We start from the raw sequence: 21,770 nt of genomic DNA, 5'->3' as shown, positions 1-21,770 counted from the left end.
ATCTACACATCCTTATGTTCTTTTTGGTGTGAATTCATGAGGTGTATAAGAATGTTTTTCACTCGTTCGATTCCTTTTCCATCAATGAGTGAACATCCATTAAGATGAATGCTTCTGCGGAGAAAATAGCTGTCAGACAGTTTTTGAACAGCTTGCAACAGGTCTTTTTCTTCCACAAGGTCACCTAATCCAAGGTGAAAACAAGCGCCCTTTTGCGCAAACATGCTCGCTGTCACTGCTTGGTGGTCTACTTGCGATAGGACAATGCTGGGCACCCCGATACAAATTACCTCATATAACGTCATACCGCCTGCTACGATAGCCACATCAGCTTCTGATAAAAGAACCGGTAGTTGATCTGTATGTTGAATGAATTGGATATGTTCCGCCTCTACTTGCTCTTTGATGTGAGAGGCTTTTCCTGCGACCGCTAAAATGTCTAGGTGATTTGTTTGAAGAAGCGCCGATACAGCCTTTGATAACAGGCCGCACGGATCACTGCCGCCAAGGCTGATGACCACCTTTTTACATTCTTTCCGAACCTCATATGTGTCTTTGAATCGATTAATCTCGTGATCTAACAATAAATAGGGCGTTCCATGATAATAAGCCGTGCCATTAACCTGCTCGTGCTTCCCGTCCAGACCGCCATAAATGCCGTTTATGACCGTGTCTGCAAGCTGACAGGCTTCCTCTCTTTTTTCCTCAAATAAGACCAATCTCGCACTGCCACAGGAGTCTTTGATCGTTTGAAGAAACTGAAGATCACAATCAAGAACATCTATGACTAAAAGGTCAGGCTTTAGCTTTTTGATGTCTTGTTGGACCTGGAGAAGCGCATTCGACTCATGCACCATCTGAACGTGCCACTCTGGGTGCGAAAGCATTTCTACACAAATCTGATCATTTGTATAGAAATATAAGTTGTTCCCTTCCTGAAGCAGTTCTTTTGCCAAACGTTTCATTCTGACGACATGACCCATTCCTCTTAAAAAACCCCCATAAACAACAATCATGATTTTTTTGTTCATTCAGCATCCTTCTGTCTCACAGATTGATTCAAACGAACAATGTCTGGATGTTGTTCACAGATGGAAATGAGCTCAGCTGTCGGCACAGCAATAGAACCACCAGCTTTCTCTAGTAAACGGGTAGCAAACACATAATCTTCTTCTGTATCAATCGTGAATCGATAAGCAGGATATGCAAGTTCTTTGGGCGGTGTGAATAATTGAAGGGAAAATTGCTCGGGATGCTTTCTGATATACAGCGTGACATGCTCACGTTCTGAATAAGTGAGGGGAAATTTGTCGATTTCACATAAAATAGATGCTTCAATCATTTCCCCGGAAATACCGAGTGGTGTTCCGTTCGTATATGTGTAATCAGCCTTTTCCTGTCTATGTTTTTCAAGCATTTTCGACAAAAGCGAAGGATCTATAAATGGATTGTCTCCCGTTAAACGTACGACCGTTTTAGGTTCAAATTGGCGGACAATCTGCGCAAACCGCTCAAGCACATCTGCCTCACTGCCTCGAAACACCTTATAGCCCTTTGACATACAATATTGAGCCAAATAGTCATCCTCTGGCTCGACCGTTGTGGCAATCATAAGGTTTTGCATGTTGTGATGGTAATCATCTGATTGCTTCACCCGCTCCACAATCAAATCAATCAGCGCCATTCCGCCGATCGGTTTCATCACTTTTTTGGGCAGTCTTGTTGATCCCATCCTAGCCTGAATGACAAAAAGTACATCATGCATCATCTCGAGACTCCTGCATGAGTACGTCTTTCCACGAAACACCTGTATGGGCTGGGATGTCTCTCACAGCCTTTGTGCCAAGTAAAATCGGCATATATCGCGGATGCAACCCCTGATTTTTTTGGCCAGGGCGCAGCACAGCTACATTTTCTGACGTGAGGGTCTCTCCCTTTGCAATGCCTTTTGTCGTAAAAATTCCTCGATACGCAAATTCTCGAATCTGCCCTTCAATGGCTGTTGTCGTTTTATAAGAACTGCCAAGAAGCTCCTCTGGTAATGAATGAACGTCTATTTCCGCTTGATTCCGCTGCTTTTCTGCTGCTCGAATGTGCTGAACCATTTCCTTTAATTCTTCAGGATTAAGAGCAAATGAATGATCCGCTCCGGGTAATGTTTTATCTATTGTAAAATGTTTTTCAATCATTGCTGCCCCGAGCTTCACAGCGGCTACTGGCGCTTCCGTCGGGTGTTCACTATGATCTGAAAAGCCAATGACTGCTTCAGGGAAAGCGGATCTTAAGGTTTGAATCACCCGCAGGTTCGTATATGCTCTAGGTGCTGGATACTTTGCCACACAATGCATGATGGCGACTTGCTTATTTTGCTGGCTCGTAATCGTTTCGTATGCTTCATGAACATCAGCAATGGTGGCCCCAGCTGTTGAAAAAATGATCGGCTTTTGAAAAGAAGCCGTATGACGCAAAAGAGGCAAATGGTTGATTTCATAGGATGCCAGTTTAAAAGCAGGTGGATTCGTTTGATTCAATAAATCAGCCGATTCTTCATCACACACGGTGCTTAAAAACATCAATCCTTTTTCCTTACAACGCCTCAATAAGACAGGCAGCCATTCCGGCGGCAGCTCCATTTGTTCCACTAAAGAAAAAATAGACAATTCTTCTCCTTTGGCCGTTTCGTATAACCCCGGTTCCTTTTGATACATCCGATCCGCTTGAAACATTTGAAACTTCACCGCATCAGCCCCTGCTTCTTTTGCCACATCAATTAAAGCAAGTGCCTGATCCAGCTTTCCATCATGGTTAATGCCTGCCTCTGCAATGATAAAGACAGGCGCATCATCTCCCACTTTGCGATCTCCGATATAGAAATGCGCCATCTTACCTCTCTCCTTTTTTCGGCCACACATGGTAATACAAAAAGGCATTTGTTGTCCTAAACCCCATCTTTTCGTACAGCTGGATGGCTGTCGTATTATGAAGCTGTGTCCCCGCAGAAATGAAGTGATGCCCTCTGTGATGAGACACTTTCATCATCTCAATAAACAGCTTTTTTCCGATCCCTTTTCCTTGAACATCCGGTCTAATCGCAAAAAGCTCAAGCCCCATCTCATGCCCCTTTGTCATACCTTGAATCAAGCCAACCACTTCATCATTCACCTTAGCAACGAGGTTGATATCTGCGCGTCCGAATAGGTTGTTTCTCATCCACTCCTGATAAAAATGCTGAACAACCCGCTGGTCTAAATATGGATCAAGGGCATAACGGCTTTTCACAAAAGCCTGATCACCTAGTAAGACCGCCTCATCGTAATCCTTTTCATCTGGCACACCCATCACCACATCTTGATCTGATGATGGCATCTCCATGAGGGCAGGCGGTGCCTCAAGCCTAGTGAGACCACCGACATAATACACATGAGATAGTTTTTGAACAATGCGGTTTTTTTCAAGATCAGCCGCCTCAAGACGTAAAAAGAAAAAATCACATTTTTCTGTTCTCATCCAATTGATGAATCTCTCCATCAATTCTTTAAAGAGCAGCGCTGATTCAGCTTCCACAAACTTCACATGAAAAATATGCTTATCAAAAATGCCGCTCTCCCATTTGGACCATTCGTATAACAGCACTGCTTTGAGCTTAGCGCCGCTGACAAGAGCAAACTGCTTGAATCCTGTCATGCGTTCCGCTTCATGCCCATATGTTTTGAGCCAAGCTGCCAGCACCTGATCATCTATTGCATGAACGACTTTCATGAAGAGGCCTTCTTGTCTTTTAAAATTGACACGACTGCGGTGATGACATCCTGCACATCTTCATCTGTCATACTTGGATAGAGCGGGAGCGAAAGCGTTCGTTTGTAATAAGTGAGTGCCTCAGGGAAATCCTCTGGTGAATGGTTGTAGGTCTCTTGATAATATGGATGCAAGTGAACGGGAATAAAATGAACACTCGTGCCGATTTTATATTCCTTTTGCAGCTGATCAATCATGTCATCGCGTGTGATCAGTGCTTCTTTTGGATCAACTTGCAGCACATATAAATGCCACGCATGTCTTCCCTCATCATGTACAGGCGGCAAGATGAGACCAGCTTCATGTTGAAATGCCTGATTGTATGTCTTCGCAATCTGTTCTCTGCGTGTCTGCATCTCCTTCAACCGGCTTAGCTGAACGAGCCCTAACGATGCTTGCACGTCAAACATGTTCATTTTATAGCCCGGTTCCTCGACCTCGTAATACCATGTTCCCTTTTCTCCATAACGATTCCACGCTCCCTTGCTCATCCCGTGAAGCGCCAGCCTTCTGATTCTAGCCGCAAGTGCATCATCATTTGTCGTCAGCATGCCGCCTTCACCAGTCGCTATGTTTTTCGTTGCATAGAAGCTAAAAGCGGTCGCATCACCAATTGATCCAATCGGTTGATCATGATAGGTCGTATAGAGGGCATGAGCAGCATCCTCCAACACGAACAAATCATATTTTTTGGCAATCGCTAAAATTTGGTCCATATCACACGATTGACCAGCAAAATGTACAGGGACAACCGCTTTCGTATGTGGTGTAATGGCCGCTTCTAATTTTTTCGCATCTAGATTGAGTGTCGCCGGATCAATATCCACGAAAATAGGGGCTGCCCCCGTATGGATGATCGTATTGGCTGTTGCGCAGAACGTCAGAGGCGTTGTGATGACCTCATCACCAGCTCCAATGCCTCTCGCCTTTAACGCTAAAAATAGAGCAGCTGTACATGAATTGACTGCTATTGCGTGCTTCGCTCCAGTCAGCTGCCTAAACTCTTCTTCAAACTGTCTAACTTTTGGTCCGGTGGACAACCAGCCGGACTTTAATGTTCCAATGACTTCATCAATTTCTTCCTGTTCAATAAAAGGCAGTGCATAAGGAAGAAATTGTGCTCTCTTTTGTCCCATATCGCTTGCACACCCCTATCTTCATCTCTGAAAATCCACGCCTGTTTTTGTTTTGAGCAGAGAAAGCAGAACATCGGTCGATTGTGCATGCGGATAATGCTCTTGAATGAAACGAGCACCTTGCTGTTTCGCCAGCTTCATTTCTTGTTCATCCGATAAAATACGGATCGCTTTCTCGGCCAACTCAATAGGGTTTTCCATGTGGCAGCTGCCAAGCGACTCGTAATAAGGGTATCTTCTGCCTTCTGTCATTTTTCCAATCAGTACACTCTTTTTAAAGAGCATTGCTTCCAGACCAACTGTTGATGTGAGCGTAATGACCATATCCATATACGGCAGGAGGTCATACAAGTCGATCTCTTTTTTAATTAATCTCACATGGTTCCCCGCACGTTCAATCGCTGTGTAGTCATTTAATCGATTTCGAGCGATTTCCCACGGATGCGGCTTCATAATCAGCTGAATATCTTTCCGTTTTGCAATCGTTTTAAGAACATCGCCGTAAAAGGCTTCTGAAAACGGCTGTGTTGCCACGAGCACAGTCTTTTTGGCAGGATTGAAGTTCAATTTACGAAAGACCATTTCCTGTTGAAGCGGTGTTCGCTCCTGCACCAAATCAAATCTCGGGTGACCTGTGACCTCCACCTGCTCAGGCTGACAGCCTTTGTCTACATACCAGTCCTTTTCATATTTTCCAAACACTCCGTGGCAGGTGGTGAAAATCGGCAAAAAGGCTTCGTCTCCCATGAGCGCACCGTGCTGAAGACAAATACTTGTGAGATGGCGCTTCACGGTTTGCAAGGCGAGCACACGGCTATAAGCATCCTCCGTCGTACCAACAACAACAGCTGCAATAGGCTGCATCTCAAATAGCGTTTCTATTTGGTCAATCACATCAATAAATTGCACAATGTCCTTCTGAAGCTTTTCTCTAAAAAAGACATTGCCAAAGACAGGATGCTGGGCGTAAGGTTTCAATAGAGCATTTGCTTTTTCAATATATTCAACATGGGCTTCTTTATTAACCTCTCCGGCTAATTCCGGCTTGCTGATCACCGGTAATCCGAAATAATCAGCCTTCTTCCAGCGCGCGAGCACAACTGTTTGGTTCGGATGGAACCGCGTGTAATTTTGTTCAGTAAAACGCAGGTGTTCAAAGTGAAGCAGCACCTTTCCATGACTCGGACGATAAGGGATACGCTTGATCTGCTGTTTATGCTGATCAAAAAAGGGCTGAATGTCTTGCGGCTTTGGACAAGTCGTTGTCAGCTCTTCACCAAACGCCTCATCTTCCATACGTTCCCTCACTTCAGGGCTGATGTATTGATAAAAATTACTGATTAATCCAAGGGGGATGTGGCGATAGGTTAAGTCTTTCATCAGATTCACATACTCAAAGTACACCTGCCAATAATGATGAATATAATGCGACACTTAAGGTCACCTCCCATGTCTTTGTTTTAATATATGACGGAGCTCCCTGCAGGTAGACTGCGGAGGAAGTGCTTGAATAAAATCGCTTTTCTCATCTTCTGCCAACTGATAATGAATAGACTGTTCTGTGATGTAGTTTGTATCCAATACCTCATCAAAAGGGTAGAACGGATAAAAGTGATTTAATCTAAAAAAGAACCGCGCATCCCCTATTCGATAAAAATGCGGACTCTCGTCCCAGTAGGATCCAAACTCAGCTCGAATCTTTGTTAAAATGGATGCACGATGTACAACTGAACAGTGATCAATAGCACAAGGTGCATTCCACTGCACTGTTTGCGCAGGTCGAATCGTTTCCTTTACTGGCTCTTTTTCGCTATTTAAATAGATAACTTTTGAACTAGAATAGACAATATGTTCATTTGGACGAGCATCTAAATAATTCGTGAGCTTCTCTAAACGGTCTGGTGCATAGACATTGTCATCTGTGGCATAGGAAATATACTCGCCCTTTGCCTGTTCTAATGCTTGATTAATGAGGACGGCATAGCGTGTTTTCGCCGTTCTTTCCTCCAGCGTTTTCACCCCGCTTTGAATAAAATGGATGCGTGGATCTTTACGGAAAGGCTCAATAGCAGCAAGAGTTTGTTCGTTTGATCCATCATCCATGATAAAAAGTTCAAAGTCTGACAAGGTCTGCTGCAGCACCGCTTCAATTGATCTGCCAACGTAGGCCGCTTTGTTGTAGCTCGTCATAATGACCGTTACTTTCGTCAATGTTTTCACCTCGGTCTCTTTTAAACTATGGTTATCATATGTGTCTCCTCTTAAAGAGACTGTAGAGTGACCTATTTTTTATAAAATTGGATTTTTTTCATGATCTATCTTTGAAAAACGTAAAAATTTTGGTAATATAAGTAATCATTTATGTGTATTAAAGGAGTAAAGAACATTGGAGTATATGAAGAGTGATCTCTCCCAAGAAGAGGAAGCAAAAGGTTTTTTTCGATTCTTTAAAATTTTTGTCGCGACAAAAACGATTATTCGCTCATATGAACATACCTCTATTCCCATGTGGCTGATGATACTCCTTGCAAGTATCGCTGGTACTAGCTGGATGTACGAAGGGTATTTTAGTGAGTATATGGGCAATCATATTCCATATCCTTTTATTCTGTTACACGGAGCAGGTTTTGGTATTTTAGTAGGCAATTTTCTTCTATTTTTCGGTTCATTCATTTTACAGTGGTTAGGGCGACTGTTTTTTGGCAGTAAAGCGCCGTATCGAGCTGTGCTCAAAGCTTGCACACTGACGGTCATTTTTCCTTCCACCTTATTTGCTCTTACTTGGATTTTTACTGTGGGGTTGCTTGGTCCGTATACATTTGTGAAAATCTCACCCTATTTAGACCAGCACTATGAAGTATGGTATTATCTCAGTGTTTTACCACTGGTTGATGCGTATACCAAGACATGGATATTTGGGATGGCTGTTTTAGGCCTTGTCGCTGTGATGAAGCTGAGAATATGGCAGGCCTTTATCATTGCCATCACACCGATCGCCTTATTTTTCCTCATCATGACCCTTCTCTATGACGTCCAGCGGGCTATGAATTGGTTGATGTAAACAGGCATTCCTTAGATTGTTGGAAACCTTTGCAGTCTAGGCAGTACGAATACGGGGTTTGTCTGAATACTGAGGAACTGCACAAAGCAGTTCCTTTTTTTCGTTCAATGTACATATTCTCTCTTCCTGTCTCATAGTGTGAAAGAGAAAAAGAATGCTATGGAAACAACAGGCGCTTTTCTGCCTTCTGTTTAGAACACCATGAGGAAAGAGGAGGAACGTTATGAAATTGAAAAATCAATTTGGGCAAGGTTCGGGTTTCGAAGGTCAAGATTTTCGCCAGCAACAATATGGAGCAAATCCGTATCCTGCGCAGCAGATGGGTTATTCAGTCCCTCCCCAAACGCAGGGTCAAATGCAAGGTCAAATGCAGCAGGGGTATTCGCCAATGCCGTCTACTGGTACTTCACAAGGAGGCCAAGGTGGGCAAAGTGGCGGGCAGCCCTATCAAATTCCTTCTGGACCGATTTATCAGCAGAACGTCACCGGTCAGCTGCCGCTTGAGCAGTCCTATATTGAAAATATTTTACGATTAAACCGCGGCAAAGTAGCCACGATCTATATGACGTTTGAGGCAAGTAAAGAATGGAACTCTAAGATTTTTAGAGGGGTCATTGAGGCCGCAGGACGTGATCACATTATCATCAGTGATAACAAAACAGGGACACGATACTTATTGTTAACGATCTATCTTGATTACATTACGTTTGATGGGGAAATTCAATATGACTATCCATACTCGATGTCTACGTATTCTCCGAGATAACCTCAAGTTCATATCAACAGCAAGGTGCAGACGCCCTTGCTTTTTTCTTTTGTCTAGGTTTTTGACACACCTTCGGGGGAAGGCTCATAAGATGCCTAGTAGTTTTTATTAAACGCCTAGAGGTGACATCAATGACTGTTGAGCTGGATTATACATCGCCGAATGTCAAATATTCATTTGATTTGAATCAAAGCCCCCTTGTGAAATATGACCAACACAACCTGATTAATGTTTTAGGAAAAAAACAATTAAATTCGCTCGATCAAGTATCTCTGCTGGATATATATTTGAGTAAAAGCAAAGTAGTAGAGCCTCATTATCATCAAAATGCTGCCGAGCTTGTTTATTGTATCGCCGGCTCTGCTGCTGTATCCATGCTGAACCCTTTTACAAAAAAGCTGTCCACCTACACCATTACCCCCGGGCAGGTAGCCAATGTGCCACAAGGCTGGTGGCATTACGAAGTCGCCTTACAGGACAAAACCCATTTGTTAGCCATTTTTAACGCATCGACACCAGAAGTCATCTTAGGTTCAGACCTTCTAACCCTCACGCCTTCTCACATCATGGCACATACTTATTGCATGAACGAAACGCAGTGGAAACAGGCGACGCAGCCTGTGAAGCCTGGTGTGTTTATCGGACCTTTCTGCCACCGGGAGGAAGAGGCACAAACTCACCCTGTCCCCCCTTCCCACTATGTACCTTATTATCAAGCACCTCCGAACTATTCTCCTTATTGGAGTTAAGAAAAAAACCGATGCCCCTATGAGAGCATCGGTTTTCCTAGCTTATAAATTTTTTGCTGCTGCAATCACTAGCATGATCCAAGAAGCGATAAATGCCACTCCGCCAATTGGTGTAATGGCACCTAATATCTTCACCTGAGTCAAGGCAAGCACATAAAGGCTTCCTGAGAAGAAAAGAATGCCTGCCAGCATCACCCAGCCAGCGGTCGGCACTAGGGAAACACCTGACAGCTTATCTGCCAGAAAGGCGACAATAAACAGGCCAATGGCATGGAACATCTGATATTGAACCCCTTTATTCCATATCTCAATATACTTTTCAGGAATTTTCCCTTCCAGTCCATGTGCACCGAAGGCTCCAAGACCAACCGCAAGCATGGCGTTAATGGCACCTAATATGAAAAATAGTTTCATTCGTCATTCTCCTTATCTCGTCAATTATGTTTATCATAGCGCGGGTCTTATCCAACATTCAACTTTCCTATGATGCTGACACGAGATTGTCGGATTTCTTCTTCTTTCGCAGCAGCACTTGATCGACCACAATTGCAATCAGCGTGCCAAGCACAAGACCATTGCTCAATAAAGAAATCAGCACAGGATGCATGCCTTTCAATGCCCCCTGCGGCACAAACATTGCGCCCACGCCTGCTAAAACAGCGATGCCAAGCACAAATCGAATGCGCGGGATGTCTTCTTTTTCATACTGATCGAATTCAGACATGGCAATCCCAATCATAGAAGAGAACACCACAAAGTTCACAGCCAGCCCCACAGGTGAAGGCAATGCAGAGAAAAAGCTCATCAATAATGGAAATAAACTAATGAGGACAATGAGCAGACTGCCAAGGAAAAATGGCTTTCTCGATGGAATTTTGGTTGTTTGTATAAAACCCGCTGCCCCTGAAATAGGAACAGGCGCAATCGCACCAATCAGTCCGCTCAGCAAATGACCAAATGCGGCGACAAAACCAGCCGGTCTGGCTCGTTTCCGCTCACGCAGTTCACCAAATGCCTTGACGGAACTTTCCACAATTCGAATACTTGCCAACATATTCACAATGAGTAAGATCGTAATAAAAAAGGACGTGACAAGCAGTCCACTGTCAAAGACCGGCATGCCAAACGGAAACAGTTTTGGAAACTCAATGATCTGCTCAGGAATGCGAACAGGCTTCGCTAGTCCGAGTAAAGCAAATAACAGCCAGCCGCCTGCAAGTGCAAATAACACAGAAAACTGTCTTAAATAATGCCATTTTGAGCGGCTGATCATGAAGGTGATGACAATAATCAAGATCGATAGACAAAAGACAAGCCCATCTACCTGATTTCCCCGATAGCCGATCCCCATCAGCCCTTTCATGATTGGCTGACTTAACTGCACAACAAGCAGCAGCAAATAAATACCTGTGACAACCGGCGTAAATAAAGACGCAAGCCAATTAATGATTTTAAAAAGACTAAAAATAAAAAAGAACGCAGCACTAAAAATTAACGCCCCTTGTAACGCTTGCAAGGTTTCAGGATATGTAGCAAAAATCGTCCCTGTCATGCCTGCATAAAGGGTATATACCCCCCACCACAGCCCTGCTGGACTTTCATTGATCGGCAGCATATGACCGCATAAACACTGCACCATCGCCACAAGTCCAAGTGAAAAGAATGTACTCTGAATCAGTTCCGCCGACTGCACTTGATTTAATTCAAATGCTTGTGCAATCGCAATCGGCACAGCAATAGAAGCTGCGATAAAAAATGCCATCCACTGAATGGCGCCCAAAAATAGTTTCAACCCGATCACCTTCCCTTTGTCGTGACAAGACCATTAAAAATCAAAAATAGAGTCACCGTTGCCATCTTTCTCTTGTTGACCCTCTTCTTTATGCTGAAATTTCTTTGCACCGCTAGTGCCCATCAATTTCTCTAGCATGGCTTGATCCGTAGACACAGCCGGTGCAGATGGTGTCTGTATAGATGGAGGTGGTGAAATGACCGAAGACTGTGGCATTTGCACCTGTGATGATGTGTCGAGAATGACATCACATAGTGAAGAGATGACCGCCGCTTGACGTTTCACCTCTTCATCATTTCCACTTTGTTTTGCTTTTTGAATGGCTTCCTCCATTTTTTGAAGCAGACTTGATATATGAATATTCAAGGGTAGACCCTCCAATCTAAAAAATTCGTTTTCCAACATTATTTTACCAAATGAACAAACCGAATGGGTTCATTTTTTCAAAGCTGTGTGCTTCTGATCCTCTTATTTGACCCTTACCCAAGATTCACACATAATAAAAAAGAAACAATATCGTCTTTGAAAGGACTGAAAGATGAGCAAACTCACTGAACTCATTCACAAACAAAAAAACGTGCAAACACCAGTGGTTCAAGAACGAATCCGTCTTCTTAACGATTTGAAAAAAGCCATTAAACATCATGAAAAGGACATATTACAAGCCTTAGCCCATGATTTACATAAATCCGAACAGGAAGCTTATACAACAGAAATTGGCATGGTATATGAAGAGATCAATCATACCGTCAAACATCTTCACAAATGGGCCAAACCATCTCGCGCGAAAACACCTCTGACCCATATCGGATCGAAAAGTATGATCATTAAGGAACCGTACGGAAGTGTTCTGATTATTGCCCCTTGGAACTATCCTTTCCAATTGGCCCTTTCGCCATTAGTTGGAGCCATTTCTGCCGGAAATGCCGTTACTTTAAAACCGTCAGAATTAACGCCGCATGTCTCAAACGTGATTGGTACGATTGTGGAAAGCGTGTTTCAAGAAGATCTTGCAGCGGTCGTTGAAGGCGGTGTGGATGTCAGCACAGAGCTTCTGAAACTGCCTTTTGATTATATTTTCTTTACTGGAAGTGTAGCCGTCGGCAAAGTCGTCATGGAAGCGGCCGCAAAACACCTCACACCTGTCACACTTGAGCTCGGCGGAAAAAGTCCATGCATTGTCATGCCTGATGCAGACATCAAACTCGCTGCGAAGCGAATCACCTTTGGTAAATTCACGAATGCTGGTCAAACATGCATTGCACCAGACTATTTACTTGTTCATGAATCGATCAAAGAGGACCTATTGCGTGAAATGACGACCTGTATCCGTGACTTTTACGGGAACCAGCCTGAAACAAATCCGCATTTCGGAAAAAATGTCAGCCAGCGTCATTTTGATCGGCTTTCACAATTTCTCTCAAATGGCACGATTGTGACAGGTGGACAGCGTAATGAACAAGAGCTCAAAATCGCACCGACCATTCTAGATCACATTACATGGGAAGATCCTGTGATGCAGGAGGAAATTTTCGGACCTATTTTGCCTGTCATCACATTTGACTCTCTTCAAGAGGCAGCTGACATGATTAAGGCAAGACCGAAGCCCCTCGCTCTTTACTTATTTACAACAAATAATGAAACAGAAGCTTATATTCTAGACAACCTCTCATTTGGCGGGGGCTGCATTAATGATACGCTGATGCATGTCGCCACTCCATACTTACCATTTGGTGGCGTTGGCGAAAGCGGTATCGGACGATATCATGGAAAAGAAAGCTTTTTCACCTTTACCCATGAAAAAAGCGTCCTACGCCAGACCAATCGCTTTGATTTTTCTTTCCGCTATCCAAATGCGAAAAACGGACTCGACATTGTCCGTAAATTTTTAAAATAAACAGGACGAAGGGATTTCCCCTCGTCCTATTTTGATTCGATGTCCTTGATACACCAGTTGATTTCATCGATCCCCATTTGCTTTAAATAGGCGTTTACTTTTGAGAACGGACGGCTGCCAAAAAAGCCGTTTCTTGCAGAAAAAGGACTTGGATGGGGTGATTCAATGATGTAATGCTTGCTTTGATCAATACGTTCTTTTTTATTTTGCGCATGTCTGCCCCAAAGCACAAAAACGACTGGCTGATCTCGGTCATTCAGGACGTCGATGACGCGGTCTGTCACACGTTCCCAGCCTTTGCCTTTATGCGAGTTCGCTTCCCCTTTTCTTACAGTGAGCACGGTGTTTAACAGCAAGACACCCTGCTCTGCCCAGCTGACAAGCGAGCCATGGTTAGGGACCGGACAGCCGAGGTCATCCTTTAGCTCCTGAAAAATATTTCTCAAAGATGGCGGATGTTTGACACCAGGCTGAACAGAAAAGCTTAATCCGTGTGCCTGTCCTGGGCCATGATAAGGGTCTTGTCCCAAAATCACGACCTTCACATCTTCATACGACGTCAAATGCAGGGCACGATAAATGTCATCTGGCTTTGGAAACACGATCTGCGTACGATATTCTTCCTTTACCCACTCACGTAATTCCTGATAATACGGCTGTTCAAATTCACTTTTCATCACAGCCCACCAGCTATCATTTAAAAATGGCTTCATTGCGGTTGTCCTCCTTCTGTCTGCTGTGCCAATCTTGAGATCATCGGTTTTCCATCCCATACAATCTCACTCTCTGATTCTCGTTTTTTCATCGCTGGTTCTTCTAATAGGACAGCAAAGTTCGCTGTCGGCAAATCACCGAGCCCATGCTTTTCACTCAGATCATCTAAATAGTTCTTCCTTGTTTCACCAAGATCACTCGACTGATTGCCCCCACCATCAAAGAACGCATAGATCACACTGGCAGCTGGCACTCGTTTGGCTCGTGCATGCTGCGTAACACGCAGGAAAAAGTCCCAGTCCCAGTAGTGATGCATCGCTGGATCAAAATAGCCAATCTCATCATGTATGCGGCGTTTGTACATACTGCCAGAAGGAACATATGTAGAAAAAACACGCATGTCCTCAATGTCCGCTGTATAAGCAAACAAACGTCTTGATACTGGAAAACGAGTCGCACCTCGTTCTTCAAACGAAACAATTTCCGCATCCGAAAAGACAAAATCAGCGTCTTCCAGCGCCTTGCTCATACGTTCAATATGACAAGGTGTAAAATAATCATCGTCATCACTCAGCATAATGACGTCACCTGTCAGCTCCCGCACCCCAACATTTCTTGCGTTCACATGCTGGACATTCTCATCTAAATGAATCAAGCGGATTGGCAGCTCTGGATAGAGTTCCTGAATCACGTCCACTCGCTCTCCTGCATCATTTACGACCACAATTTCAAAAGGCTGTACGCTTTGTCTCGAGATGGATTCAAGCAGTTCACACAATGCGCTCAGCCGGTTATGTGTCACAATTAATAAAGAAATCTTCATATCGGCCTAACTCCTTTAATAGATTCGTCTTTTTCATTAAAACATAAATCGGCTTTCTTCTCATGATATAAAAGACGGTTTGATCGATCGAGAAAATGGGAATTTTTGATGAAAAGGAGTGATGATGATGGAATTTTTCACAGTTGAGAATAGTAAAGAAGCCAAACAGACGATCGAACAGATACAGTCAGCAAAGGACGATGTATTTGTTTTTGCGTATGACCCCGAACGCTCTGATACCGTTACTGAGTACACGGAAGCAAAGAGCATGACAGCTGTCGATCAAGGGATTTTAGATCAAATCGCCAATGTCATTCGCACCAGGGATGATGAACTGATGGCCAAAATCATGTCGACCGGCGCCGATCAAGAATTAGCCTTAACGCTTTTAGAGGAGCTGAAAAAAGGGAAATTGGTGATTTGTAAAAGATAAAGAATGAGGCGTTCCATGAAGAGTGGAACGCTTTTTTATGCCGTTTCATTGTGATAAATGGAAAAGCTGATTATAATAAGGGATAGAACAGTAACTGTTACACATCACATTGGAGGTTCAGCAACTATGTCTATGAATAAAGCACTCACCATCGCAGGTTCGGATTCAAGCGGCGGTGCAGGTATCCAAGCAGATTTAAAAACGTTTCAAGAAAAAAACGTCTACGGGATGACAGCTTTAACCGTTGTCGTTGCAATGGATCCTCATAACAACTGGGATCATCAAGTGTTTCCAATCGATACATCAACCATCCGCGCACAGCTTTCGACGATCGTTGAAGGCATCGGTGTAGATGCGTTAAAAACAGGTATGCTGCCAACAGTTGACGTCATTGAACTCGCAGCTGAAACGATCAAAACATATGAGCTGAAAAATGTCGTCATTGATCCTGTTATGGTATGTAAAGGTGCGAACGAAGTCCTTTACCCAGAGCACGCTGAAGCATTGCGCGAAAAGCTCACACCACTGGCAACAGTTATCACACCTAACCTTTTCGAAGCAGGTCAATTAAGCGGCATTGGCGAAATCAAAACGATGGAACAAATGGAAGAAGCCGCAAAACGCATCCATGAACTTGGTGCAAAATATGTTGTCATCACTGGCGGCGGCAAGCTAAGCCCAGATAAAGCGATTGACTTGCTTTATGATGGACAAACCTTCGAACGCCTTGAAACAGATAAGATCGACACAGAATACACACACGGCGCAGGCTGCACATTCTCAGCCGCAGTCACAGCTGAACTAGCCAACGGCTCAGACGTGAAAGAAGCCATTTATGCAGCAAAAGAATTCATCACAGCTGCCATTAAAGGCTCTTTCCAACTAAACGAATACATCGGACCAACGAAACATTCCGCACATCGTTTGGACAAATAAGTTGAAAACTCAAAGGATACAGAAGCAACGCAATAAACCATATGTATAAATAAATTTCAAAGTAATTTATAAAACTTACAGAGCGTATTGATGTGTAAACTAGTCATTCCTTTAATATTGCACAATTCATCAACAGTTGAACTCCCTTTTTATATTTGTTGCATTCTATATGTAATAAGTCAATTTTGGGGGTTCAACTTATTTCAGTATTACAAGCCTTCCGCTCAGTCATTATAAGAGTTCTTCCACTTAGATATTTCCTGAATTTTCCTATTTTTATAAACTCCGAATGTTCCATTCATTTGATTTAATCAATCTTAATTCGTTTTGATACTATCTTTACCAAAGATACCTTTCCATATCTTCCGTAGAACATAGAGGTCACATAAAGCGACAATTTTTGGTACTCTTTAAGTCGAACTTCTCCTGATTTGATATCAAAAGAAATTTTTTATTTCGGTACAACAACATCGACGATTACTTCTCTATTACCTAAGTATTCTTTAAAGTTTATAGAAGCAATTATTAATATTAGGCGAGAAATCATCATCACGACAAATATTCTTATTTCAACCTGCAAAATGAACACAATTTTAATACTCAAATAAATATTAAACCAAGGTCAAGGAAAATAAGAAAAATAGTCGCCATTATGAATACATATGATGTTTTTCTATCTTCATTCCAAAAATAAAAAATTAAAATAAAAGATACTATTGTAGTGATTAAAGCCCAAATTATCATTTAGTCAACCCTCCTCTATATTTGTAATGCTGTTTATAAATAGTTCTCTACGCTTTTTTCAATTTCCAGCATTTATTATATTATGGTGTGAACCATTCATAACATTTTAGTCAAATAAGACTGAAAGGGGACATTAAAATTGCTTAACAATATAGGACGGACTATGCGATCAATTAGAAAGAACAAAGGATATACTCAGCATTATGTTTCTAGTGGTTTACTATCACAAAGTGCTTATTCAAAGTTTGAACTACATCGAATCGACATACTTGCGTCATCTTTTATGGCTTTACTGGAAAAAGTAGACGTTTCTTTAGATGAGTTTCACTATATTATGAACGATTTTCAATATACTCGAAGGCAAAAGTTTATTAACGATTTTTTTCGTACGACTTTCAATCATCCAAACAAATTAAGACAATTGATAACAGAATCTGAAAGGTTGCTATCAGATTCGGAGGACCAATTGGTCAGTGATATTCAATGTATTTGTACAGCTTTAATAGTGCTTCATGAAACGGGTAGTATTGAACAAGCACGCAATCACGTAGATACTGTTTGGGAACGTCTTTCTAAGCATGAAAATTGGTACCTGATTGATATTAGACTGATAAACTCTATACTTTTTATATTTCCTATAGAAACGGCTATACATATAGCAAAGAATGCATTGAAAAGACTTAATATATATAAGAATTTTCAAGATACTTATAAAATTGAAATTAATATTCGAGTTAATTTTTCGCTTCTTTTAATAAAATACAATAAATTTAAGTCGGCATTAGTTGTATTAGAAGAAGCAATCCCTCTCTGTAAAAAACATGGTGCATACAGGGAGATGGCCATCTGCTATGGTCGTAAAGGGATATGTCTAAAAAACTTAAATATGGCTTCACCTGAAGAGTATACTGAAAAAGCTGTAACAGTCCTTAGTATACTAGAGGAAAAAAAACTAGAAGAAATGTTATATACGGAGATCAAAAACTATTATTAAAGCCATAAAAATAAATTCCACAATTCAATAAGATACAAAATACAATAATTGATCTCACTTTACTGGATTGAAAGTGGGTTCAAGAAATACATAAAAGAATCTCAAAAAATAATCCTAAGACAGACCTTAGGATTATTTTTACTATCTACTCATATATTAAATAAAATATGGATATCAGTTCTCTCTACATTCGTTTTGAGAAGAATGGTTATCCTTCCGCATTGTAATGTTTCTTGCACTTTTAAAACTCATATACATTAAATATTCTATCTACAAATTTCTATTTATCATCATACATTAAGATTTAGAATAAAACTGACATAGATAATCTTTAAATAAAAAAAGCATACCCGCACCCAGGTACACTCTTTCACCATAATTTTTTACCTACTTTTGCTGATCGGATTCCTTCGCCATTTTTCGAATAAAGGCTTCAATGGATTCAACAAATAAGGCATATTCTTTCATTTGTTTATACGTATCTGACAGCTTCTCTTTTAATTCTTCCTGCTCTAGAGAAGGTTCACCGAGAATAGATTGGACTTGAATTAGCAATTCTTTATATTCTTCACGTTTATCTTCAACATGATCTGCCATTGTCTCCAAGCGTTTTCTAGTCGTCGGCTGCTGTTTTGAATTCAAGTAAACAACCCCTTTTTGTCCTACCGCATTTGGATAAACGTCAGCCTCAGCTGTATATATTTTAAAATGATACCATAATTGAACCTGTTATCATATATGTAAAACGTCATCAAACCGCTTCAGGCCAACCTTGTATATACATGATATAGGCTTTAAGATACAGGCTGATCTCACTAGAAAAAGCAGATCAATGATCTGCTTCTTTTTGCAAATGCCACGTCTTCAATTTAAGCTTCGTTTCATTTCTACCACTGATGGAGATTGATTTATTTCCCGGGGAAGGAAAGTAACGTGCAGTAAATACTTCCCGGCCTCCGTTGACAAAAATCTCAATCGATGATGCATCAATAAAGATATGCAGATCCTGTAATTCCTCAATTTCTACTGCACGAACTTCCTTTGTTCGATCTTCAAATCGATCTCGCTCTAACGTTAGTTTGCCTTCATCTTTATCATAAATGATACGAGCAGCAGCACGGATACAGCATTCAAACCCTTTTTGTGTTTCAATTTGATCAATGAATACCTCTGCGCTCGTCATATCTTCAACAGGAATGGAATGAACAGATCGTTTAACGTGAAAAACATGCTCCTGCTCATTTGTCCGCATAGATCGAAGTTCACTTACCGGCTGTTGAATAAGACGTCCTTCATCATCTAAACGAAGCTCTCTCGGAATCGTCAAACAATGGATCCATTGATAAGAGACAGTTGGGTGATGCTCTTCTCCTTGATCTGGTACACCCATCCATCCCATTAAAATGCGTCTGCCCGATTCATCTTGGAAAGTCTGCTGTGCATAAAAGTCAAAGCCACGATCCAGCTCATCAAACGCTCCATGCGTATATTGGTAGGTACGATCATCCAATGTACCAACAAAATAACCAGATTGATGTGTATTGTTGTATTTGAATCCATCAGGCTTCAGCCCCTGTGGTGACACGATCAATATATCCTGACCATCTAATTCAAACAGATCTGGACATTCCCACATGTATCCGAAATGATCTAATCCATTCTTTCCACTGCCTGCAATAATACCTTGAAACGTCCAATTGTCTAATGTATCAGATGTAAATAAGACAAGATGTCCTTTGAGATCTTCACTTTGTGCTCCAAGGACCATGTACCACTTTCCATTCCGCTTCCACACCTTCGGGTCACGAAAATGTGCAGTGAATCCCGCTGGCAAAGTCGCCACGACACCTTTTTTCTCAAAATGAACCCCATCCTCTGACACAGCTAAACATTGATATGTCTCACGGTTCCCTTGCTCATCACGGACATTTCCGGTATACATCACGTACATACGACCATCGTCAATGACTGCACTGCCAGAATAACAGCCATTTTGATCAAACCAATCACTTGGCGTGAGGGCAGCCTCTTCATGCTGCCAATTCACTAGATCGGTTGATGTGTAGTGACCCCAGAATTTTGCCCCATGTCCAGTTTTAAATGGCTGCCACTGATAAAATACATGATAGACTCCCTTCCACTGAATCAATCCATTCGGGTCATTTAAAAGACCAACTGGGGGCATTAAATGGAAGTTCTGACGGTACACATCTTTTTTCACCAAATGCTCATAGTTTCGAATACGATCTGTTACCTTTTGACGAAGTGCTGCGTCCGTTGTTGTCATCACTGTGACCACTCCTTGATTATTTTTCGACTTCTTTGACTTTAAAGATGATGGTAAGAATAAATGAAACAGCAACAGCTATTAACATACCAATAACATAATTTACCACATTTTGTAAACCGAATGGGGCTGCAATGGCAATCATCGGAATCCCTGTTAAACCATAAGCGTTGGCGGCTACCTTCGTGAAGACGACAAACGCCCCGCCTAATGCGCCTCCGATCATTGCAGCAATAAATGGCTTACGATAACGAAGATTCACACCGAATATGACCGGCTCTGTAATACCTAAGAAAGCAGAAAATGCTGCTGGTAATGCAATTTCTTTTGTTTTTGCACGCTTTGCTAAGAAAAAGACCGCTAGCCCAGCTCCGCCTTGAGCGACGTTTGACATGGCCCAGATCGGCAGCAAATAATTCCGTCCAATATCATTTAGAAGTCCTGCCTCAATCGCATGGAAGCTGTGATGAACACCTGTCAGTACAATTAAAGAATAAGCGCCTCCAAAAATAAGTCCAGCTAAGAATCCTGCATGGTCATAAACATAAGTGAGTGCATTTGAGATTCCTGTACCAAGCATTCTCCCTAGAGGTCCTACAGCAATAAACGTCACAAATCCAGTCACAATCACCGTCACAAACGGCGTCACAAGTAAATCAATACTGTTCGGCACAACTTTTCTTAAATTCTTTTCAATCACGCACATGATATACACAGTCAATAACACGGGAATGACCGTTCCTTGGTAACCAAGAAGCGCAATATCAAAGTTGAATAGATGCATATATTCTGGTTTTGCGTCTGTCAGTCCCCATGGATTCAGCAAGCTCGGGTGAATCATAATGCCCCCAATGACAGCTCCTAAATATGGATTTCCACCAAACTCTTTGGCTGCACTAACCCCAATTAAAATCGGTAAAATGATAAAGGCAGCACTTGAGAACATATCTAGCATTTGGAAGATGGCAGAGCTTGGATCAGCCCATTTGAAGGCTTTCATCATACCTAATAGGCCCATTAATAAACCGCTTGCTACAATCGCTGGAATGATTGGTACAAAAATATTCGATAGCGTCTTAGCAAAACGTGCAAGTGGATTCATTTTTTGCTTCACGGCTTCATCATGGCTGGCAGGTTTTTGATTCTCGTCGTCTGCCTCAAGACCCGCCTCACGAGCAAAAGGCTCATATACTTTGTTGACAGAACCTGTTCCAAATATGATCTGGAATTGACCCGAGCTTGAGAAGGCACCCTTCACACCCTCAAGTTCTTCAATGGCATCTTTGTCAATCAACGCCTCATCTTTCATCACCAATCGGAGTCGTGTGGCACAATGTGTTGCGCTAATGACATTTTCTTTGCCGCCTAATAATGTTGTTAATTCTTTGGCTGTTTTTTGATAATCCATGTTGTCTCCCCCTTTTTTTAAAACAAAAAAGACCTAAAATTCACTAACGATTAAAGGACATACACGTCCCCTCGTTACGCAAATTTTAGGTCTTGCCTGCCTGACAGTCACAATCCCACGATATTGGTTTTTGATTACGCTTTCATCATAGTATAAGAGCGTGACCTGCGTCAACCTATTTTTTCGAATCAAATGACCCATATACACTAATTAGAGTAGTGTGCATAAAAAA

The 21,770-nt window shown here is 42.0% G+C and carries 22 protein-coding genes; 7 read left to right on the top strand and 15 right to left on the bottom strand.

Annotated features, from left to right (window positions below; translation table 11 throughout):
• Window positions 1-2: 2 nt before the first annotated feature.
• The 7 genes from ACTJJQ_RS10165 to ACTJJQ_RS10135 are packed head-to-tail and all read right to left on the bottom strand — an operon-like array spanning window position 3 to window position 7,145.
• On the bottom strand, window positions 3-1,031 hold the full coding sequence (locus ACTJJQ_RS10165; RefSeq protein WP_440600171.1) for a glycosyltransferase: 1,029 nt from the start codon (window positions 1,029-1,031) through the stop codon (window positions 3-5).
• Complete coding sequence (locus tag ACTJJQ_RS10160; RefSeq protein ID WP_017360114.1) at window positions 1,028-1,768, bottom strand: cytidylyltransferase domain-containing protein; 741 nt, start codon at window positions 1,766-1,768, stop codon at window positions 1,028-1,030. The genes ACTJJQ_RS10165 and ACTJJQ_RS10160 overlap by 4 nt, the downstream gene beginning before the upstream one ends.
• A complete protein-coding gene (locus ACTJJQ_RS10155; protein ID WP_440600170.1) occupies window positions 1,758-2,882 on the bottom strand; it encodes an N-acetylneuraminate synthase family protein in 1,125 nt (374 codons plus the stop codon). Before ACTJJQ_RS10155 ends, ACTJJQ_RS10160 begins: the two co-directional genes overlap by 11 nt.
• Window position 2,883: 1 nt before the next feature.
• Window positions 2,884-3,759 carry an N-acetyltransferase family protein gene (locus ACTJJQ_RS10150; RefSeq protein ID WP_440600169.1) on the bottom strand — a complete coding sequence of 292 codons (876 nt, stop codon included), beginning with the start codon at window positions 3,757-3,759 and terminating at the stop codon, window positions 2,884-2,886.
• Window positions 3,756-4,934, bottom strand: a complete 1,179-nt coding sequence (locus ACTJJQ_RS10145; RefSeq protein WP_041091357.1) for a DegT/DnrJ/EryC1/StrS family aminotransferase — start codon at window positions 4,932-4,934, stop codon at window positions 3,756-3,758. The genes ACTJJQ_RS10150 and ACTJJQ_RS10145 overlap by 4 nt, the downstream gene beginning before the upstream one ends.
• A gap of 21 nt (window positions 4,935-4,955) precedes the next feature.
• Window positions 4,956-6,368 carry a capsular polysaccharide export protein, LipB/KpsS family gene (locus tag ACTJJQ_RS10140; RefSeq protein WP_440600168.1) on the bottom strand — a complete coding sequence of 471 codons (1,413 nt, stop codon included), beginning with the start codon at window positions 6,366-6,368 and terminating at the stop codon, window positions 4,956-4,958.
• A 6-nt stretch (window positions 6,369-6,374) separates the two neighbouring features.
• The gene (locus ACTJJQ_RS10135) at window positions 6,375-7,145 is read right to left on the bottom strand and encodes a glycosyltransferase family 2 protein (RefSeq protein WP_041508123.1); all 771 of its coding nucleotides are present in this window, start codon (window positions 7,143-7,145) and stop codon (window positions 6,375-6,377) included.
• Window positions 7,146-7,320: 175 nt separating this feature from the next.
• Between ACTJJQ_RS10135 and ACTJJQ_RS10130 the strand changes: the two genes are divergently transcribed.
• The 3 genes from ACTJJQ_RS10130 to ACTJJQ_RS10120 all read left to right on the top strand — a co-directional run bounded on the left by ACTJJQ_RS10130 (window position 7,321) and on the right by ACTJJQ_RS10120 (window position 9,510).
• Window positions 7,321-7,995: a YIP1 family protein gene (locus ACTJJQ_RS10130; RefSeq protein WP_041091354.1), complete on the top strand. Its 675-nt coding sequence runs from the start codon at window positions 7,321-7,323 to the stop codon at window positions 7,993-7,995.
• A 223-nt stretch (window positions 7,996-8,218) separates the two neighbouring features.
• Complete coding sequence (gerQ, locus tag ACTJJQ_RS10125) at window positions 8,219-8,761, top strand: spore coat protein GerQ (protein ID WP_007497781.1); 543 nt, start codon at window positions 8,219-8,221, stop codon at window positions 8,759-8,761.
• A 131-nt stretch (window positions 8,762-8,892) separates the two neighbouring features.
• Window positions 8,893-9,510, top strand: a complete 618-nt coding sequence (locus tag ACTJJQ_RS10120; RefSeq protein WP_007497783.1) for a cupin domain-containing protein — start codon at window positions 8,893-8,895, stop codon at window positions 9,508-9,510.
• Window positions 9,511-9,552: 42 nt separating this feature from the next.
• Here the strand turns inward: ACTJJQ_RS10120 and ACTJJQ_RS10115 are convergent, their stop codons facing one another.
• The 3 genes from ACTJJQ_RS10115 to ACTJJQ_RS10105 form a co-directional block, all read right to left on the bottom strand.
• A complete protein-coding gene (locus ACTJJQ_RS10115) occupies window positions 9,553-9,924 on the bottom strand; it encodes a DUF423 domain-containing protein (RefSeq protein ID WP_003215282.1) in 372 nt (123 codons plus the stop codon).
• A 67-nt stretch (window positions 9,925-9,991) separates the two neighbouring features.
• Window positions 9,992-11,302 (bottom strand): purine/pyrimidine permease, encoded by a 1,311-nt coding sequence (locus ACTJJQ_RS10110; protein WP_007497786.1) that lies wholly within the window; start codon window positions 11,300-11,302, stop codon window positions 9,992-9,994.
• 33 nt (window positions 11,303-11,335) lie between these two features.
• Window positions 11,336-11,668, bottom strand: a complete 333-nt coding sequence (locus ACTJJQ_RS10105; protein WP_008343634.1) for a YwdI family protein — start codon at window positions 11,666-11,668, stop codon at window positions 11,336-11,338.
• Between the two features lie 172 nt (window positions 11,669-11,840).
• On the opposite strand from ACTJJQ_RS10105, the gene ACTJJQ_RS10100 reads away from it, so the two are divergent.
• Window positions 11,841-13,199 (top strand): aldehyde dehydrogenase, encoded by a 1,359-nt coding sequence (locus ACTJJQ_RS10100; protein ID WP_440600167.1) that lies wholly within the window; start codon window positions 11,841-11,843, stop codon window positions 13,197-13,199.
• 26 nt (window positions 13,200-13,225) lie between these two features.
• Here ACTJJQ_RS10100 and ACTJJQ_RS10095 read toward each other — a convergent pair whose 3' ends face one another.
• Both ACTJJQ_RS10095 and ACTJJQ_RS10090 read right to left on the bottom strand, forming a co-directional pair.
• A complete protein-coding gene (locus tag ACTJJQ_RS10095) occupies window positions 13,226-13,912 on the bottom strand; it encodes a uracil-DNA glycosylase (RefSeq protein WP_017360124.1) in 687 nt (228 codons plus the stop codon).
• Complete coding sequence (locus ACTJJQ_RS10090; protein ID WP_007497795.1) at window positions 13,909-14,736, bottom strand: glycosyltransferase family 2 protein; 828 nt, start codon at window positions 14,734-14,736, stop codon at window positions 13,909-13,911. The genes ACTJJQ_RS10095 and ACTJJQ_RS10090 overlap by 4 nt, the downstream gene beginning before the upstream one ends.
• Before the next feature lie 127 nt (window positions 14,737-14,863).
• Between ACTJJQ_RS10090 and ACTJJQ_RS10085 the strand changes: the two genes are divergently transcribed.
• From ACTJJQ_RS10085 to ACTJJQ_RS10075, 3 genes are all read left to right on the top strand, one after another.
• Window positions 14,864-15,169, top strand: a complete 306-nt coding sequence (locus ACTJJQ_RS10085; RefSeq protein ID WP_017368274.1) for a general stress protein — start codon at window positions 14,864-14,866, stop codon at window positions 15,167-15,169.
• 126 nt (window positions 15,170-15,295) lie between these two features.
• The gene (locus ACTJJQ_RS10080) at window positions 15,296-16,105 is read left to right on the top strand and encodes a bifunctional hydroxymethylpyrimidine kinase/phosphomethylpyrimidine kinase (protein ID WP_008343648.1); all 810 of its coding nucleotides are present in this window, start codon (window positions 15,296-15,298) and stop codon (window positions 16,103-16,105) included.
• Window positions 16,106-16,988: 883 nt separating this feature from the next.
• On the top strand, window positions 16,989-17,843 hold the full coding sequence (locus ACTJJQ_RS10075; RefSeq protein ID WP_440600166.1) for a hypothetical protein: 855 nt from the start codon (window positions 16,989-16,991) through the stop codon (window positions 17,841-17,843).
• Window positions 17,844-18,230: 387 nt separating this feature from the next.
• Here ACTJJQ_RS10075 and ACTJJQ_RS10070 read toward each other — a convergent pair whose 3' ends face one another.
• The 3 genes from ACTJJQ_RS10070 to ACTJJQ_RS10060 form a co-directional block, all read right to left on the bottom strand.
• The gene (locus ACTJJQ_RS10070) at window positions 18,231-18,485 is read right to left on the bottom strand and encodes a hypothetical protein (protein ID WP_008359596.1); all 255 of its coding nucleotides are present in this window, start codon (window positions 18,483-18,485) and stop codon (window positions 18,231-18,233) included.
• A 187-nt stretch (window positions 18,486-18,672) separates the two neighbouring features.
• Window positions 18,673-20,130: a sucrose-6-phosphate hydrolase gene (locus ACTJJQ_RS10065; RefSeq protein WP_440600187.1), complete on the bottom strand. Its 1,458-nt coding sequence runs from the start codon at window positions 20,128-20,130 to the stop codon at window positions 18,673-18,675.
• Between the two features lie 19 nt (window positions 20,131-20,149).
• Complete coding sequence (locus ACTJJQ_RS10060) at window positions 20,150-21,538, bottom strand: sucrose-specific PTS transporter subunit IIBC (RefSeq protein WP_008345474.1); 1,389 nt, start codon at window positions 21,536-21,538, stop codon at window positions 20,150-20,152.
• Between the last annotated feature and the right edge of the window lie 232 nt (window positions 21,539-21,770).

Source organism: Bacillus sp. 22483 (assembly GCF_052044605.1).
In the GTDB taxonomy this organism is placed as follows: domain Bacteria; phylum Bacillota; class Bacilli; order Bacillales; family Bacillaceae; genus Bacillus; species Bacillus altitudinis.
Note: the sequence above shows the minus strand (reverse complement) of the source record. Positions and strands in the feature narration are given on the sequence as shown.